Consider the following 16,880-nt stretch of genomic DNA (forward strand, 5'->3'; position numbering starts at 1 on the left):
CGCGTCACTCCGCTTCGCTAACCGGGCGCGGCGGCGCGCCGCGATTAAAGCGCTCCCGCACGCGGCGGCCGAGCGAATCGAACGCGAGGTAGATCACCGGCGTCGTGAAGAGCGTCAGCAACTGCGAGACGATCAGCCCGCCGACGATCGCGATCCCCAGCGGATGGCGCAGTTCCGACCCTGCGCCCCAGCCGATCATCAGCGGCAGCGCGCCGAGGAGGGCGGCGAGCGTCGTCATCAGGATCGGGCGGAAGCGCAGGAGACAGGCCTGGAAGATCGCGTCGCGCGGCGACTTGCCTCCCTCGCGCTCGGCTTCGAGCGCGAAGTCGATCATCATGATCGCGTTCTTCTTCACGATACCGATCAAAAGCACGATGCCGATGATCCCGATGATGTCGAGATCGTGCCCGGTGATCATCAGCGAGAGCAGCGCGCCGACGCCCGCCGAGGGCAGCGTGGAGAGAATCGTGATCGGGTGGATGAAGCTCTCGTACAGCACCCCGAGCACGATGTACATCGTGACAATCGCGGCGAGGATCAGGAACAGTTCGTTCGACAGCGACGCCTGGAACGCGAGCGCCGCGCCCTGGAACCGGATCTGGAACGCCGCGGGCAGGCCGACTTCCTGCTTCGCCTTGTCGATCGCCTTCACGGCCGCGCCGAGCGAGGCGCCGGGCGCGAGGTTGAACGAGACGGTGGTCGCCGGGAACTGGCCGAGGTGCGTGACGAGCAAGGGCGCCGCGCGCTCGTGGAACTTGGCGATCGCCGAGAGCGGCACCTGACCGCTCGACGCGGTGGAGGAGGGCAGGTAGATGCCGTTGAGCGTCTCGCTGTAGTGCGCGTCGCTCGGCTCGGCTTCGAGGATCACACGATACTGGTTCGACTGCGTGAAGATCGTCGAGATGATGCGCTGGCCGAACGCGTCGTAGAGTGCGTTGTCGACGGTCGCGGGCGTGATGCCGAAGCGTGCGGCCGTCGCCCGGTCGATCTCCACGTAGACCGACTGGCCGTTCGCCTGCAGGTCGGTCGCGACATCGGCGAGTTCGGGCGCGTGCTGCAGGCGCTCGACGAGCTTCGGCACCCACTCGGCGAATTCCGCCGCGTTCGGGTCGGTCAGCATGAACTGGTATTGCGTCGGGCTGACGGTGGAATCGATTGTCAGGTCCTGCACCGGCTGCATGTAGAGGCGGATGCCGGGAATGTTCGCGACCTCGTTCTGCAGCGCGCGAATCACGTCGCTCGACGTGCTGCTGCGGTCGTCGCGCGGCGTCAGGTTGATCAGCATGCGGCCGCTGTTCAGTGTGATGTTCGTGCCGTCGACGCCGATGAACGACGTAAGACTCTCGACATCCGGATTCTTCAGAATCTGTGCGGCGAGCGCCTGCTGCTGCTCGGCCACCGCCTGATACGACGCGGCCTGCGGCGCCTGCGTGATCGCCTGGATGACGCCCGTGTCCTGCGTCGGGAAGAAGCCCTTCGGAATCACCACGTACAGGAGCGCCGTGAGGAAAAGCGTCAGCACTGCGACGAAGAGCGTTGCGCGCTGGCGCTCCAGCACCCACGTCAGCGCGACGGCATAGCGCCCGATCACGTAGTCGATGAACTGGTGCGCGCGCGCCTCGAAGCGTTTGCTTTCCTTCGGCGGCGTGTGGCGCAGGAGCTTCGCGCAGAGCATCGGCACGAGCGTGAGCGAGACGACCGCCGAAATCACGATGGTCACGGCGAGCGTGATCGCGAATTCGTGAAAGAGCCGGCCGACCACGTCGCCCATGAAGAGCAACGGGATCAGCACCGCGATCAACGAGACCGTCAGCGAGATGATCGTGAAGCCGATCTGCTTCGAGCCCTTCAGCGCGGCTTCGAGCGGCGGATCGCCTTCCTCGACGTAGCGCGCGATGTTCTCGATCATCACGATGGCATCGTCGACGACGAAGCCGGTCGCGATCGTCAGCGCCATCAGCGAGAGGTTGTCGAGCGAGAAGCCGCACAGGTACATCACGGCGAGCGTGCCGACGAGCGACAGCGGCACCGACAAGCTCGGAATCAGCGTCGCCCAGACATTCGCGAGGAACAGGTAAATCACGAGCACGACGAGCACCACCGAAAGCGCCAGCTCGAACTGCACGTCGCGCACGGACGCGCGGATCGTGGTCGTGCGGTCGGTCACGATGCGTACGTCGAGCGCGGCCGGCAGCGCCTGTTGCAACTGCGGCAGGATCTTCTTGATGCCGTCGACCACCTGGATCACGTTCGCGCCCGGCTGGCGCTGCACGTTCAGGATGATCGCGGGCGTCGCATCGACCCACGCGCCGAGCTTCGTGTTCTCCGGCCCTTCGACGATCGTCGCGACGTCGGTCAGCATCACCGGCCGGCCGTTCTTGTACGCGACCACCGCGCTCTGATAGGCCGCGGCGTCGGTCAACTGGTCGTTCGCGTTGATCGTGTAGGAGCGGGTGGGGCCGTCGAAACTGCCCTTCGGCGTGTTGACGTTGAGATTCGAGATCGTAGTGCGCAGGTCGTCGATGTTGAGCCCGTACGACGCAAGCGCGCGCGTGTTCGCCTGAATGCGCACGGCGGGGCGATTGCCGCCGCTCACCGACACGAGGCCGACGCCCGCCACCTGCGAAATCTTCTGCGCGAGACGCGTGTCGGCGAGATCCTGCACTTGCGTGAGCGGCAGCGTCTTCGAGCTGATCGCGAGCGTGATGATCGGCGCGTCGGCGGGATTGACCTTCGCGTAGATCGGCGGGGCGGGCAGGTCGGACGGCAGCAGGTTGCCCGCCGCGTTGATCGCGGCCTGCACTTCCTGCTCGGCGATATCGAGCGGCAAGTCGAGGCTGAACTGCAGCGTGATGACCGATGCGCCCGCCGAACTCTGCGACGACATCTGGTTCAGGCTCGCCATCTGGCCGAACTGCTTTTCGAGCGGCGCGGTGACGGACGACGTCATGACGTCGGGCGACGCACCGGGATAAAACGTCTGGACCTGGATGGTCGGGTAATCGACGGCGGGCAGCGCGGAGAGCGGCAAGAAACGCAGCGCGACGAGCCCGACCAGCATGATCGCCGCCATCAGGAGCGCCGTGCCGACCGGGCGCAGGATAAATAGGCGTGAGGGATTCATGCTTTACGTGCCCGGCCGTTCATGGCTGCGACTGCTGATGACGGCGGTCGGCGTGATGCGCGCCCGAGGCGCCCGAAGCAGCCGCTGCCGGAACCGCAGCGGAAGCACCCGAAGCACCCGAAGCACCCGAAGCACCCGAAGCACCCGAAGCACCCGAAGCACCGGTCGGCTTATCGGCGGGGATCGTGATCTTCGCGCCTTCCTTCAGCCGGTCCGAACCGTCGATCACCACACGCTCGCCCGCCTGCACGCCCGTCTTGATGCTGGTGCGTTCGCCATCGACCGGGCCGATTTTCACGTTGCGCACGGTCACCGTGTTGTCCGGCTTCACCACATAAACGAACGCGCCCGACGAGCCGTTCAGCACCGCCGAGGTCGGCACGATCGTCGCGTTCTTGATGACATCGACGAGCAGCTTAGTGTTCACGAACTGATTCGGGAACAGCATGTTCTGCTGGTTCGCGAAGGTCGCGCGCAGCTTGACGGTGCCGGTCGTCGTGTCGATCTGGTTGTCCACCGTTTCGAGATAGCCGGCTTCGAGCGACGTGGTATTGGCGCGGTCGTAGGCCGTCACCGACATCTTCACGCCCGCGCGCATCGGCTTCATGATCGCGGTGAGATTGTCCTCGGAGGTCGTGAATATCACGCTGATCGGCTGCAATTGCGTAATCACGACGACACCGTTCGTGTCGCCCGTGGTGACGTAATTGCCCGGATCGACCTGCCGCAGCCCGACGCGCCCCGACACCGGCGCCGTGATGCGCGCGTAGGTCAGGTCGAGCTTGTACGTATCGACGTTCGCCTGGTCCGATTTCACCGCACCTTCATATTGCTTGACGAGCGACGCTTGCGTATCGACCTGCTGCTTCGCGATCGAATCCTGTGAAAGCAGCGTCTGATAGCGCTGCAGGTCGAGCCGCGCGGTTTGCAGCAGCGCCTGGTCCTTCGCGAGCGTGCCTTGCGCGTTGCGCAACGAGATTTCGTAGGGGCGCGGGTCGATCTGCGCGAGCAGGTCGCCCTTCTTGACCATCTGGCCTTCCTTGAACGCGACATCGACGAGGATGCCGTTCAGCTGCGTCTTCACCGTCACGTTCGCGAGCGGCGTCACCGTGCCGAGCGAATTGATGACGACGGGCATCTCCCCCGTCTTGACGGTCGCGACGTGCACCGGCTGCGGCTGGTTAGCCTGATTCGCGCCGCCGCGCCTCGCGCCCCCGGTCGACGATCCCGCCTGCTGCGCCTTCGCTGGATCGTTGCGGCTCCACGGATGCCACCACGCGAGCGCCCCGCCGATGATCAGCAGCGCGACGATCAGCCATCCGAAGCGGCGCCGCGCGGGGCGGAGAGAAGTGGCGGAAAGCGAGGGGTCGGTCTTGCGCGGCGGCGGCGTTGGCGTCTGCGTCGGAGATTTTTTTTGGTCGTCCATCGTGTGGTGGCTTGCGTGTTTCGGTGATGTCGTTCGGGGCGCGGAGGGCGGTTCGGGCGCCCGCGGACGCGAGGCGCCGGCGAACCCGATCGAGGTTGATTTTCCCGCGCGAAACCCGGGAGGTCTTCGTCTGGAAAGCTTTGAAAGCCGGGGCCCGGGCCCGCGAAGCATGATGCTACGTCCCGCCCTTCGTAACAGTCCAGCTATCTTTCTTTCGGATGATTACGAGTGTTACATCGTGAGCGGTACGGTTGGGGCGGGCGATTACAGGCGCTCCGCGCGCGGGCTGCGCAATGCGGCCCGGCGCGTCGTGCATGTTGTCGCGAGGACGCTGCTTGCCCTGACGGCCTATTCGGCGAGGCGCGCGGACGGCGTGCCGCCGATCTCGTGGACGATCTTATCGACATACCCGAGCAACGCCGGCGCGACGCTTTCGATCAGCGTATCGCGCGGACATTGATGCGCCGCGCCGCCGCAATTCACGGCGTAGCGCTGCCCCGACGGTCCGACGAACCCCGCCGCGACCGCGTTCAGGCCGTGGTGCCATTCGCCCGTCGAGATCGCGAAGCCGAGCGTGCGCACGGCGTCGAGCCCTGTCTGCAATCCCCCGATGATGCTCGGCCAGTCGTCTCCGGCTGCGGTCTGCACGCTCGCAATCAGCGTCTGCCGCTCGGCGGCCGGCAGCACCGACAGATACGCGCGGCCCACGGCGGTCCGGCACAAATCGATCCGTCCGCCCACTTCCAGCCGCGACACGAGCACGGCGGAGCGTGGCCGGATCGCATCGATCACGACCATCTCCAGCCGGTCGCGCACCGCGAGATGCACGCTCAGGCCCGTCAACTCGGCGAGTTCGATGAGAAACGGCCGCGCGCGTGCGCGAATATCGAAGTTGCGAAGGAACCCATTGCTCAGTTCCAGCACCGAAGCGGTCAGCACGAAGCGCTCGCTGTCCGGCAGCCGGAACAGCAGACCCGTGTTGACGAGCGTCGCGGTGATGCGCGAGACGGTTGGTTTAGGGATACCGGTCCATTCGGTCAGTTCCCGATTGCTCACCGGCGCATCGGCGCCAGCGATGCGGCGCAGAACGTCCAGTCCGCGCGCAAGCGCAGTGACTTCCTCGCCGTCTTTTTCCTTGCCTTTTTCCCGACCGGAGGGTCGGCTCTCAGGTTTGTTCATTGTTTTTTTAAAACATAGTTTCGTTTGGGGCTCGAAAGCTTGGATGATACGCGAACTCTTTTTCCAACTTTGCAGGGCATGCAAGCCTTACGAAAAGGTGCAGATGCCGCGACACTTTTCCACTTTCGCGCTTTGCAGTAAGCATGTTGGGCAGATGCCCAAGTCACGAAATTTTGCTTGACTTAGGCAGCGATAACATAAAAAATGGAACCCGATTTCGAAAGCACGATCGCGCGACAATTTTCCGCTGGACGGTCCGCTTCGGATACAGGCTCTCAGGTTCTAGCACGGCCCTCGGAATGGCTAGAACTTTTAAGGCGCTGCGGCAACGCAGCGCCTTTTTTTTGCCCGTTTTCTGGCGCACGAGAAGTCTTCGAATGGACCACGCGCCGCGCGCCCGGCAGGCACTTCATAGCCGGATTCTATCAACGCGCCAGAGACACCGCCGTGATCCATAGGCGCGTCGTCCGGCAACGTCAGTGGATCACCATCGCGGTGAACGGATAGACGTAGGCCTGCAGCGAGACGAAGAGTCCGACGAGGATCGCCAGCGCCAGCGAGTGGAAGAACACGAAGCGCAGGATGTCGCCCTCGTGTCCGTACCATTTGGTTGCAGTCGACGCCACGACGATCGACTGCGCGTCGATCATCTTGCCCATCACGCCGCCCGAGCTGTTGGCCGCCGCCATCAATACGGGCGAGAGCCCGAGTTGCATCGCGGTGGTCTTCTGCAAGCCGCCGAACAGCACGTTCGACGATGTATCGGAGCCCGTCAGCGCGACGCCCATCCAGCCGAGCATCGTCCCGAAGAGCGGATAGAACACGCCGGTGTGGGCGAATGCGAGCCCGAGCGTGCTGTCGACGCCGGAGTAGCGCGTGAGGAAGCCGATCGCGAACATCGCGCAGATCGTGATCAGCGACAGCCGCACCGTGACGATCGTGTTGAAGAACTCCTTGATGAGCCGCGGTATCGAGTAGCCCATCAACAACCCGCCGACGATCGCCGATACCAGAATCCCCGTGCCCGCCATCGACAAAATGTTGAACGAGAAAACGGCCGCTTCGTGCACCGGTTCCGGCACCACGGGGGGCATGCGGACCACCAGCTTGTCGAGGCCGGGAATCGCGTATTTGAGGGCCCAAAGGGCGTCGGCGGCCTTGCGGAACTGCGGCGTGCCCCACGCAAAGACGAAGACCGTCAGGATGATCCACGGCATCCATGCTTTCATTACCGACGGCCGCGCGCCGCCGGCGGACGGCGCCTGCTGCGTCTCCCGTGGAGGAACGTCCGCGTTGGTCGCGACGGTCGAATCGTCGGCGCGACGGTGGAGCTTGGTCGTCGTCCAGACGCTTTTCGGCGACCAAACCTTGAGGAAGCCGGCAAGGCTCGCCATCGAAATGAGCGCGGAAATCACGTCGACGAGCCACGGCCCGTGATAGTTCGACACGAGGAACTGCGGCACAGCAAAGCTGACCCCCGCGACGAGCGCAGCCGGCCAGATTTCCAGCATGCCGCGCCAGCCCGCGAACGCCCACACCACCCAGAACGGCACGATGACGGAGAAGAGGGGCAATTGCCGGCCGATCATCGCGGAGAGCGTCAACTGGTCGATGCCCGTGACCGCCGACAATCCGATGATCGGCGCACCCAATGCGCCGAACGCGACCGGCGCCGTGTTCGCGATCAGCGCGAGGCCGGACGCCGCGAGCGGCGAGAAGCCGAGCCCGATCAGGATCGCGCCCGTCACGGCGACGGGCGTCCCGAAGCCGGCGGCGCCTTCGAAGAACGCGCCGAAGCTGAACGCGACGAGCAGGACCTGAAGCCGCCGGTCCTCGGTGATGCGCCCGATGCTCGACTGCAGTACCTGGAACGAGCCGTTCAGCGTGGTCAGGCGATGCAGGAAGATGATGTTGAGCACGATCCAGCCGATCGGGAAGAGGCCGGACGCGAAGCCGAGCCCGACCGCCTTGCCCGCCATCGCGCCCGGCATGCCGAACACGAATACCGCGACGAGAATCGCGACGCCGACGGCCGCCAGCGCCGCGACGTGTGCCCGCACGTGAAAAGCCGCGAGCGAGATGAGGAGCACCGCGACAGGCAAGGCGGCGGCGAGCGTCGATAGAACGGGACTTCCGAGTGGGTCATACACCTGTTGCCACATCTCGCCTCCTGTCATCGGATGGATGGTGCTTCTTTCCGCCGACGTCAGCCGTGTGTGGAGCGCTCAAGGCTGCCGTCGTTCGGCTCGTCCCGCCCGAATCGCTGGGTAGTCCCCAAGCGGAAGGCGGTTCTGTCGCGTTTTCTTGCAAATTGATAATGGTCGGCCGATCGTTCGCGCGCAAGGTGGAATTTCACTTGGCGGTTAAAAGGGCGGGGCGGGCGTTGCTGAGGAATTCCGCAGTGGATGCAGCAGCGCGGAAACAAGACGGACGCAGCGCCGAGTGCGCTCGACGCTGCGTCTTAAGGGGAGGGGGAAAGAAGGGGCAACCGCCCCGATCGACGCCTTAGCGCCGTTCCGCGAACATCCGCAGCGGTTTCATCAGGCGCTTGCCGCGAACCATCCAGTAGACGCTCGCGAGAATCAAAGCAGCCGCGACGCCGAATACGAGCACCGGCGAAATATGCTGGGGTGCGGGGCGACTCGTCGCGACCATCATCGCGGCTGTGAACGCGACGCCCGCCTGCAAGTACGAGCGTCGCGCGCGGCTGCGGCGCGCGGAAAAGCGCATCGAGCGCGAGACGGGCGCGCGCGTGAAGGGTTCGAAAAGGATTACTGCGGCGACGAGCGCGACGACGAGGTTCATCAGGGTCATGACGGGACTTCTGGGATAGGGCGGGATTTGACCCGCGACTATACGAATCCCGCCGCGTCGGGATAACTGGAAACATCTTAAAGATTGTGACGGATTAAAGCGGCGGCGACCCGCGCGAGTACTTATCCACGCGACTCGCCGCCGCCCGCGCCGTTCACATTCCTATAACTCGATGCGCGTGCCGAGCAGCGCCACGAACTGGCGCAGCCATTCCGGATGCGCGGGCCACGCCGGGGCCGTGACGAAATGCCCGTCGGTGATCGCGGAATCGACGGGGATGTCCGCGTATTCGCCGCCCGCAAGCCGCACTTCCGGCGCGCAAGCCGGATAAGCCGAAATGCGCCGCCCCTCGATCACGCCCGCTGCCGCCAGCAGTTGCGCCGCGTGGCACACGGCCGCGATCGGTTTTTTGGCCTCGGCGAAGTGACGCACGATGTCGAGCACGCGATCGTTCAGCCGCAGGTATTCCGGCGCCCGGCCGCCGGCGATGGCGAGGGCGTCGTAGCTGGCGGGGTCGATGTCGTCGAAGGTGGCGTTGAGCGCGAACAGGTGGCCGGGCTTCTCGGTATAGGTCTGGTCGCCCTCGAAATCGTGGATCGCGGTCTTGATGCGCTCGCCGGTCTTCTTGCCGGGGCAGACGGCATCGACCTTGTGGCCGATCGCCTGCAGGGCCTGGAAGGGCACCATCGTTTCATAGTCCTCGGCAAAATCGCCGGTGAGGAAGAGAATCTTCTTTGCTGCCATCGATAACCTCCGTGGTGTGGAAGTCCGGCCGCGCCGGACGAGTCGAGCCATCGACGAGTCTACACGCGCCGCTCTGACAGTTTCGCGTCGACTTCGCGACTGAAAGGTAGCTACGCGAGCACATCACGTATGATTGGCGCGCTTTTGAGATTAGCGGATTGCCTGGCGCCCAGCGTCGGCAAGCCGGTCTGAACCGTGCGCGGACCCCGCGCACGCCTAAATGTGGATGGGCCCGATGATGCAGAACCAACCCTTGAAACGAATCGCGATCGCGCTTGCGGCGCTGGCCGTGCTCGCCGCGTGCGAAAAGCACGACGCCACGGCCGGACAGGCTGCGAGCGCGCTCAACAACCTCGCGAGCCAGACGAACCAGAAGTTCGACCAGGCGGCGAGCTACGTCGGCCAGCACGTCGATGCCGCGAAGCAGGCCGCGCAGGACAATCTCGACCGTGCGGGCACGCTGCCGAGCGTGTCGGCGAGCGGCGTCGCCGAGACGGCGCGCGCGAATCTCGAAGGCGCGGCGAGCGCGACCAACGCGGCGATCGCGAACGCGGCCAGTTCGACGGGCGCCGGGCTTGAAACCGCCGGTAAAAAGCTCCAGCAATGGTCGGCGAAGGACGGCATCGGAAATCAGGGCGCGAGCACGTCGTCGGCTGCGGAATCGAGTGAGACCCGCACCGATATGGACAAGTAATCAAGGACTTGTAGCGTCTTTTATCGAATCATCAGACGAAATTCGCCTAACATTCGGTTACGTCCGCGCGGCGCGTCGACGGGGACTGACGGGCTAAACTGGCGGTCTTTCGGATTTCACTGACCGCTATGCAATCAAGCACTCTGGCGATCGTCGCGATCCTGTTTTCGACTTTTGCGCTCGCCGTAGCCCGCCGCATGCGTGGCTGCGCGGCGATTCTGCTGTTCGCCGCTTTCCTCGCGCCCGCCGCCCACGCCGCCGGCCCGGCCCTCGCACTGCCCACGTTCCAGGAACTGCTCACGCCGCCTGCACCCGCGTCGGCGCCGGCGGCCGCCTCCACGCCCGCCGTCGACGATGCCGAGATGGTCCGCTCGCTCGACAGCATCATCACGACGCTCGACAGCGACAAGCAGCGCGCCGCGCTCGTCGCGCAACTGAAAAAACTGCGCGACGCGAAGCGCGAAGCCGAAGCGGCGGTGTCGCAAGCACCGGCCGCCGTCGGCACGACACCCGCCAGCGATGGCGCCAGCGCGCCCGCCGCCGCGAGCGCGAGCGCCGCACAGACGCCGGCATCATCAGCGGTGGCGGCGATCGCGCAAAACGCAGGGCTGCTCGGCGCGATCGCGTCGGTCCTGACGAACGTCGAGGCCGACATCAAGCGCGGCAAGACGCCCTTCGCCTACTGGGGCGGGCGTTTCAACGCCGCGGGCAATGAACTCTTCACGATCGTGACGAGCCACAGCCGCGAGTCGTTCGGCCGCACGGCGCTCAATTTCTTCCTGACATTCATCGGTTGGGGCACGTGCGCGTACCTGCTGCTGTACCTGCAGCGCCGCATCCACGCGCGCTTCGGCATCGAGGCGCACCTGCACCCGAACCCGACGACGCGCGAACTGCTCCTCTTCGCACTGCGCCGCGTGGCGCCCTACCTCGTCGCGTTCCTCGCCGCGCTCACGTTCGTGCGCATCATGCCGCAGTCGCTCGGACGCACGCTCGCGATGGTCACCGCCTACGCGATCGTCGCGGGCGCCGTGTTCTCGTCGATCTGTCTGATCATGTTTTCGCTGTTCGGCTCGGCGCACCGGCGCGTCGCGGTCGATATCCTGATCCATCACGCGCGGCGCCTGCTGTTCCTGATCGGCACGCTGGGCGCGCTCGGCGACGCCGCCTCGAACTACGACGTCGCCCAGCAGCTCGGCACGAACCTCGCGGCGCTGATCTCGACGGTCGCGAACATGGGCGCGGCCATGCTGACCGCGTATTTCGCCCTCGCGTTCCAGCGGCCGGTCGCGCACCTGATCCGCAGCCGCTCGTACGAATTGCGCCACAGCCGGCGCGCGGCGACGGAAACCTTCGAGATCGTCGCGTCGCTGTGGCAGGTGCCGATGCTGCTGCTCGCGGGCGCGTCGGTAGTCGCGACGCTCGCCGGCATCGGTACATCGGAAAACGTCTTGCAGATGGCAATCGCGACGGCCGGACTGCTTGTCGTGGCGTTCTTCCTCTCGGCGGTCGTCGTGCGCATGACGCGCCCGAAGGCGCACCGGCCGCGCCGGCAATCGGCGTACGTGCGGCGCCTCGTGAAATTCGTCGGCACGCTGTTCGTGCTCGGCATCTGGCTCGCGTTCTTCGAGGCGGCGTCGCGCTTCTGGGGCCTTTCGCTTGCGAAGCTCGCCGAGGAAAGCGTCGCGGCCCGCGGCATCACGCACGCGGTGAGTGCGATCATCCTGACGTTCTTCATCGTGTGGCTGATCTGGATTCTGATCGATACCGCGATCCAGGAAGCGCTCAACCCGAACGCCGCGCGCGGCAAGTCGCGCGGGCCGAGCATGCGCGCCCGCACGATGCTGCCACTCGTGCGCAACGTCGTATTCGTCGCGCTGCTGGTGATCGCCGGCATCGTGACCGCGGCGAATCTCGGGCTGAACGTGACGCCGCTGCTCGCCGGCGCGGGCGTGATCGGTCTTGCGGTCGGTTTCGGCGCGCAGTCGCTCGTCGCCGACCTGATCACGGGGCTTTTCATCATCATCGAGGACACGATTTCCGTCGGCGATTCGATCGAGGTCGACGGCGGCCACGCGGGCACCGTCGAGAGCCTGACGATCCGCACCGTGCGCCTGCGCGACGGGCAGGGCGCGATCCACGCGATTCCGTTCTCGCAAATCAAGATTGTTAAAAATTTGTCGCGGGATTTTGCGTATGCGGTGTTCGAGGTGCGCGTGCCGTTCTCGGCGGACGTCGACAAGGTCACGCAGATGATCCGCGAAGTCGGCGCCGAGCTGATGGCCGATTTTCGCTACCGGCGCGAGATGCTTGGGCCGATCGAGGTCTGGGGGCTCGACCGGTTCGATCCGAACTGGATGGTCGTGAAGGGGCAGATCAAGACGCGACCGCTGCAGCAGTGGAGTGTCGCGCGGGCGTTCAACGTGCGCATCAAGCGCAAGATGGACGAGGTCGGCATGGACGTGCCCGTGCCGCAGATGCAGGTGCAGATGTCGCGCGAGAAGACGGTGTTCGCCGCGCCGCGTTCGGAAGAACACGAGTTCGACGTGCTGGAAGAGCTTGAATCGGCGCGCGCGGCTGCGGCGGTGGAACCAGTGGAGGCGCCGCCGGAGCCGGAGCCGTTGTCGCCGGCGGTGAAGAGCGCGGTGTCGAAGGCGCGCGACGTGTCGCACGAGCCGCGGCCCGCGCCGCCGCCGACGGATCAGTCGGTGCAGATTCCGCCGCAGATTCCGACGGCGACCGAGCCGGGCAAGGGCTGACGGCCTGAATCAGACGGCGACGAGATCGTTGACGTGCGTTGCGATCTGCGCGGCCGCGACGCCGTAGACGTGCAGCGACATCGCGCGCCGGCCTGCATCCGGCGGGTTGCCCAACTGATGGATCGCGCCACGTCCCGCGCCGACGTACGACACGGCGCCCGGCTCGCGGGCATGGCGGCGCGTTTCGATCGCGCGATTCGTGGCCGGGTCCCAGCGGAAGAGCGTTTCGGCGAGCGTGCCTTCGATCACCGCGTAGGCGCACCACGTCCGGTGGCCGTGGACGGGGCTCGCCTGGCCCGGCTCCCAGACGAGCGCGGCGATCGCGTAGCGACCGTGCGGATCGGCGGCGAGTAGATGGCGCGTGTAGGTTTGCGGGTCGCTCGTTCGCTGCGCAGGCGACAGCAGTTGCGTATCCTGCGATGCCGCGAGCAGCGCCGCGCGGATGCGTTGCGGGAAGTCGGCAGAAGCGGCGAGGGCAGCGTCGATTTCGCTGACAAGGCGTGGGAGCGCTTGGACGGAAAGGGCATCGCGGATCATGATTCGGGTTCGTTTTTGTCGTTGAGTCGTAGATCCATTTATACCCATTTGCATCCGGAAATAGTTTCCATATAATTCCGTGCAATGATCCAAAAATAGAATAATTTCCTATCAGGTGGGCGGTATGGGAATGGACCTCATCGATCGCAAGCTGCTCGAACTCCTGCAGACCGACGTCACGATGCCGATCGCGGAACTCGCGCAGCGCGTCAACCTCTCGCAGACGCCCTGCTGGAAACGCGTGCAGCGTCTGAAGGAGACCGGCGTGATCCGTGCGCAGGTGGCGCTCTGCGATCCGAGGAAGCTCGGCGTCGGGACGACGGTGTTCGTGGCGGTGCGCACGAACCAGCACACGCAATCGTGGGCGGAGGATTTCACGCGCGCGGTGCGCGACATTCCCGAAGTGGTCGAGGTGTACCGGATGAGCGGCGAGACGGATTACCTGCTGCGGGTCGTGGTGTCGGATATCGACGATTACGACCGCGTCTATAAGGAGCTGATTCGCGCCGTGCCGCTTTATGACGTGAGTTCCAGTTTCGCAATGGAGCAGATCAAGTATTCGACCGCGCTGCCGGTGCGGCCGCCGCCCTTAGCCGACCTCGGCCGTTAAAACACAGCAATCCATCTGAAACCCAGCCCGGGTAACATGGCGCCTTCTTCCAACGCACCACGCCCGAGCCTCCTTTATGTCAGATGACCGCCGTCCGCCCCGACGCCCCAAGAAAAACCCGACGCGCGCGATCAGCGTGTTCATCGTCGTGGTCGTGCTGCTGGTGCTCGGGACGTTGCTCTTCAACGCGATCCGCGAGAAACGCGAGTTCGAGCGGCAGAACGCGCAGCCATCGGCGGCGAGTGATGTGAAGCGGGCGACGCCTGTGATCGGCGCTTCGCAATAACGCTCAAGCCTACGCCGGCAGCCGGATCAAACTCGCGTCCTTGCGAATCAGGTTCGACGCAGCCAGCATCTGCTTGCATTGATGCGCGAGCAGCTTCAGATCGTGGACGGCATCGCTCGGCATCTTCTCGGCGCGTTCGGCTGCGACGACCATCGCATCGAGATCGCGCCGCAGTAGCTTCACCTGCTCGCCGTGATCGTCGGGCGGCGCGACGCCTGCCTGCGCCTGCGCCAGATTCTCCCGGACGACGCCGAGCCCCCGCTGCACCGGATCGTTTGCAAAGCCCTCGACGTTCGCGAGCGATTGCAACAGCGGCGCGGCCGCCGTGATCTGCGACGCGAGGACGTGACTCTGCACGAGCAGATCGTTGAGTTCCGCGACGAACTTCTGCTGCGCCTTCGGCTCGAGCATCATCCGCTGGAACGCCTGCCCGAGATTCGCGAACGCGATATGCACGTTCTTGCGCGCGAAGCGGTAGCGGTAATCGCGATCGAGCGCCGTCGCCGCGACCGTCGCCGCCGCCGATGCCCCCGCGCCCGTCGCAGCAGCCGTGCTTTCCCCGACGCTCACCGATGACAGTTTTGCCGCCGTGGCATTGGCCGTTCTCATCGCGGGCGTTTCCTGGGCGGCCGCAGCGCTTTCCGCAACTCGCGGCGGCGCGGCGACGGCGACGTCGCCCGCCTGGCCCTCGGGCGCAGCAAGAACGGCCGCGCCCGCATTGCTGTCCGCGAAGACGGCGGCGCCCGATTGCGTTTCGGCAAGCGCCTGCGCGGCCCGTCCGACGCCCGCCTCAGCTTTCTCGCCACGCCCACCCGACGGCTTCGCATTCCACCACCAGCTTGCTTCGAGATAGCTGCGCATCGCGGCGATCATGTCGTTGACGAGTTTGCCCATCAGCCGGTATTCCCAGTACGGAAACAGATGGCTAGCCGCAATCGCGAGTGCAGACCCGACGACCGTATCGATCGCCCGCTCGCCGATCAGGCTCAAGCTTCCCGGCGCGAGCAAGTGGAACATCAAGAGCACGAACGCCGACGTGAACACGACGCTCGCCGTGTAGTTGAAGAGCAGCAGGCTGTAGCTCATCACCATCGACGCGAACATGACGATCAGGAGCAGATGCGGCTCCTTCACGAGCAAAATGAGCGCGACGCTCGCCGCGCAGCCGATCGCCGTGCCGATGATCCGCTGCGTGTTGCGCTGCTTGGTGAGCGAATAGCCCGGCTTCAGGATGATCACGGTCGTCATCACGATCCAATAGGCGTTGGTGAGCGGCAAAATACGCCCAAGCCAATAGCCCGCGCCGACTGCGATCGTCACGCGCAGCGCGTGCCGGAAGCTGGGCGACGCCATCGTCAGGTTCGAGAAGATCTGCATGAACGGCACGCGGCGGCTCGAAATGAAACGCGAGATCGCGTGGTCGATCTTCATCTCGGTTTCCGTCACGTCGACGTCGCTGCGAGTGTGGCGGCGCATCCTGTCGATGAGGCGCGTCGCGCTCCAGAGGCGCCGGAACACGGCCGCGACCGCCGCGTAGGCTTCCGGATTCTTGTCGGGAAGGGCGTGCTTGCGCATCAGTTCGAGCTCGTATTCGATCGCGCGCAGTTCCGCTTTAACGCTAATCCGCGAGCGCGCGGGCTGGTTCTGCAGCACGGCGAGGCCGATTTCCTCGAGATCGACGGCGGCCTTGCGCATCAGATCGCGATAGAAGATCAGCAGGTCAGAGCCGCCGAACGTGTTGCGCACGAGCGGGTAATCGGTATGCGCGCCGACGAAAAACTCGTGCAGATCGACCACATTGACGAACAGGTTGAATAGCTTCGCGCGCCGGGGCTGGAGCTTGCCCTTCTGCAGCTTCGGCAGGTTGCGCAAAACGATGTCGCGCGCGGCGTCCTGCCGCTCGACCGCCGCGATCTGCTTTTCAATCAGCTTTCGATAACACTCGTCGAGATCGGCGTCGGGATCGTAGAAATCCGCGCGCGCCATCAGGTATTCCGCGCAACTGAAAATGCTCTCAGCAAGCGCCTGCTGCTCGATCCGGTACACCTGCCAGTGGCTGATCAGCGTCGCCCAGTAGGTGTACCAGAGGCCGCCGAGCAGAATCCACGACGCGTTGACGAGCGCCTGCATCGGCGTGAAGTGCTCTTCCAGCGTCACGATCATCATGAAGAGCGTCGCGAAGCTGATCTGCGGCCAGCGGTTGCCGTAGACGACCACGAGCGACAGCACGAACGTGAGCGAAAGCACCGTGATCCAGAGCGCGAGCACGTGGGCCGTGGCGATGCCGGTCGCAAGGGCGGCGACGAAACCGATCACCGTGCACGCCAGCATCTCGTTGTGCTTGTACTTGAGCGGGCCGGGCATGTCGACGACGCACGCGCCGAGCGCGCCCGTCGCGATCGTGAAGCCGAGTTCGCGATTGTGAAACACGGTCAGCATCAGGACGGCCGGAAGCGAAACGCCGAAGGCAATGCGCAAGCCGCCGAAAAAGTACTGGCTGTAGATGAATTTCCTGATTTCGATCGAGTAGGGCATCGACTTCCTGTTTGCTGCTTTTTCGTGTAGCGGGGACTTCCGGCGCCCGACTCGCCCAAAAGTGGCTTCGAGTCTAACGCAACCGGAGACGGTTCTGACCTCGTCCGATCGGACAGGTTCTGCGCGCGTTCGGCCTTTGTTATGCTGTCGGATCAATTCGGAAACGTCCGAT

The 16,880-nt window shown here is 64.9% G+C and carries 12 protein-coding genes; 4 read left to right on the top strand and 8 right to left on the bottom strand.

The window, feature by feature from the left end:
• Positions 1-4: 4 nt before the first annotated feature.
• From AWB67_RS11460 to AWB67_RS11485, 6 genes are all read right to left on the bottom strand, one after another.
• Complete coding sequence (locus AWB67_RS11460; protein ID WP_087656361.1) at positions 5-3,124, bottom strand: MdtB/MuxB family multidrug efflux RND transporter permease subunit; 3,120 nt, start codon at positions 3,122-3,124, stop codon at positions 5-7.
• 19 nt (positions 3,125-3,143) lie between these two features.
• On the bottom strand, positions 3,144-4,550 hold the full coding sequence (locus AWB67_RS11465) for an MdtA/MuxA family multidrug efflux RND transporter periplasmic adaptor subunit (protein WP_087656362.1): 1,407 nt from the start codon (positions 4,548-4,550) through the stop codon (positions 3,144-3,146).
• Positions 4,551-4,898: 348 nt separating this feature from the next.
• Positions 4,899-5,729: an IclR family transcriptional regulator gene (locus AWB67_RS11470; protein WP_087656363.1), complete on the bottom strand. Its 831-nt coding sequence runs from the start codon at positions 5,727-5,729 to the stop codon at positions 4,899-4,901.
• Positions 5,730-6,205: 476 nt separating this feature from the next.
• Positions 6,206-7,891 (bottom strand): L-lactate permease, encoded by a 1,686-nt coding sequence (locus AWB67_RS11475; RefSeq protein ID WP_087656364.1) that lies wholly within the window; start codon positions 7,889-7,891, stop codon positions 6,206-6,208.
• A 343-nt stretch (positions 7,892-8,234) separates the two neighbouring features.
• Entirely contained in the window at positions 8,235-8,543 is a 309-nt protein-coding gene (locus tag AWB67_RS11480) for a hypothetical protein (protein WP_087656365.1), read from the bottom strand.
• A gap of 162 nt (positions 8,544-8,705) precedes the next feature.
• Positions 8,706-9,287 (bottom strand): DJ-1/PfpI family protein, encoded by a 582-nt coding sequence (locus tag AWB67_RS11485; protein WP_087656366.1) that lies wholly within the window; start codon positions 9,285-9,287, stop codon positions 8,706-8,708.
• Between the two features lie 235 nt (positions 9,288-9,522).
• Between AWB67_RS11485 and AWB67_RS11490 the strand changes: the two genes are divergently transcribed.
• On the top strand, positions 9,523-9,981 hold the full coding sequence (locus AWB67_RS11490) for a BCAL1086 family glycoprotein (RefSeq protein ID WP_235025109.1): 459 nt from the start codon (positions 9,523-9,525) through the stop codon (positions 9,979-9,981).
• Between the two features lie 197 nt (positions 9,982-10,178).
• The gene (locus AWB67_RS11495) at positions 10,179-12,740 is read left to right on the top strand and encodes a mechanosensitive ion channel family protein (protein ID WP_235025117.1); all 2,562 of its coding nucleotides are present in this window, start codon (positions 10,179-10,181) and stop codon (positions 12,738-12,740) included.
• 9 nt (positions 12,741-12,749) lie between these two features.
• Here the strand turns inward: AWB67_RS11495 and AWB67_RS11500 are convergent, their stop codons facing one another.
• Positions 12,750-13,277: a cysteine dioxygenase family protein gene (locus AWB67_RS11500; protein WP_235025110.1), complete on the bottom strand. Its 528-nt coding sequence runs from the start codon at positions 13,275-13,277 to the stop codon at positions 12,750-12,752.
• Positions 13,278-13,401: 124 nt separating this feature from the next.
• On the opposite strand from AWB67_RS11500, the gene AWB67_RS11505 reads away from it, so the two are divergent.
• Positions 13,402-13,887 carry an Lrp/AsnC family transcriptional regulator gene (locus tag AWB67_RS11505; protein ID WP_087656369.1) on the top strand — a complete coding sequence of 162 codons (486 nt, stop codon included), beginning with the start codon at positions 13,402-13,404 and terminating at the stop codon, positions 13,885-13,887.
• 76 nt (positions 13,888-13,963) lie between these two features.
• Complete coding sequence (locus tag AWB67_RS11510; RefSeq protein ID WP_087656370.1) at positions 13,964-14,173, top strand: hypothetical protein; 210 nt, start codon at positions 13,964-13,966, stop codon at positions 14,171-14,173.
• 9 nt (positions 14,174-14,182) lie between these two features.
• Here the strand turns inward: AWB67_RS11510 and AWB67_RS11515 are convergent, their stop codons facing one another.
• Positions 14,183-16,708, bottom strand: a complete 2,526-nt coding sequence (locus tag AWB67_RS11515; protein ID WP_087656371.1) for an FUSC family protein — start codon at positions 16,706-16,708, stop codon at positions 14,183-14,185.
• Between the last annotated feature and the right edge of the window lie 172 nt (positions 16,709-16,880).

This window comes from Caballeronia terrestris, assembly GCF_001544515.1.
Taxonomy (GTDB): Bacteria; Pseudomonadota; Gammaproteobacteria; order Burkholderiales; family Burkholderiaceae; genus Caballeronia; species Caballeronia terrestris.

What these genes read in the sequence shown, in the direction of transcription:
- AWB67_RS11460 (WP_087656361.1), bottom strand. Translation starts at nt 3,124, where the DNA reads ATGAATCCCTCACGCCTATTTATCCTGCGCCCGGTCGGCACGGCGCTC.
- AWB67_RS11465 (WP_087656362.1), bottom strand. Translation starts at nt 4,550, where the DNA reads ATGGACGACCAAAAAAAATCTCCGACGCAGACGCCAACGCCGCCGCCG.
- AWB67_RS11470 (WP_087656363.1), bottom strand. Translation starts at nt 5,729, where the DNA reads ATGAACAAACCTGAGAGCCGACCCTCCGGTCGGGAAAAAGGCAAGGAA.
- AWB67_RS11475 (WP_087656364.1), bottom strand. Translation starts at nt 7,891, where the DNA reads ATGTGGCAACAGGTGTATGACCCACTCGGAAGTCCCGTTCTATCGACG.
- AWB67_RS11480 (WP_087656365.1), bottom strand. Translation starts at nt 8,543, where the DNA reads ATGACCCTGATGAACCTCGTCGTCGCGCTCGTCGCCGCAGTAATCCTT.
- AWB67_RS11485 (WP_087656366.1), bottom strand. Translation starts at nt 9,287, where the DNA reads ATGGCAGCAAAGAAGATTCTCTTCCTCACCGGCGATTTTGCCGAGGAC.
- AWB67_RS11490 (WP_235025109.1), top strand. Translation starts at nt 9,523, where the DNA reads ATGATGCAGAACCAACCCTTGAAACGAATCGCGATCGCGCTTGCGGCG.
- AWB67_RS11495 (WP_235025117.1), top strand. Translation starts at nt 10,179, where the DNA reads ATGCGTGGCTGCGCGGCGATTCTGCTGTTCGCCGCTTTCCTCGCGCCC.
- AWB67_RS11500 (WP_235025110.1), bottom strand. Translation starts at nt 13,277, where the DNA reads ATGATCCGCGATGCCCTTTCCGTCCAAGCGCTCCCACGCCTTGTCAGC.
- AWB67_RS11505 (WP_087656369.1), top strand. Translation starts at nt 13,402, where the DNA reads ATGGGAATGGACCTCATCGATCGCAAGCTGCTCGAACTCCTGCAGACC.
- AWB67_RS11510 (WP_087656370.1), top strand. Translation starts at nt 13,964, where the DNA reads ATGTCAGATGACCGCCGTCCGCCCCGACGCCCCAAGAAAAACCCGACG.
- AWB67_RS11515 (WP_087656371.1), bottom strand. Translation starts at nt 16,708, where the DNA reads ATGCCCTACTCGATCGAAATCAGGAAATTCATCTACAGCCAGTACTTT.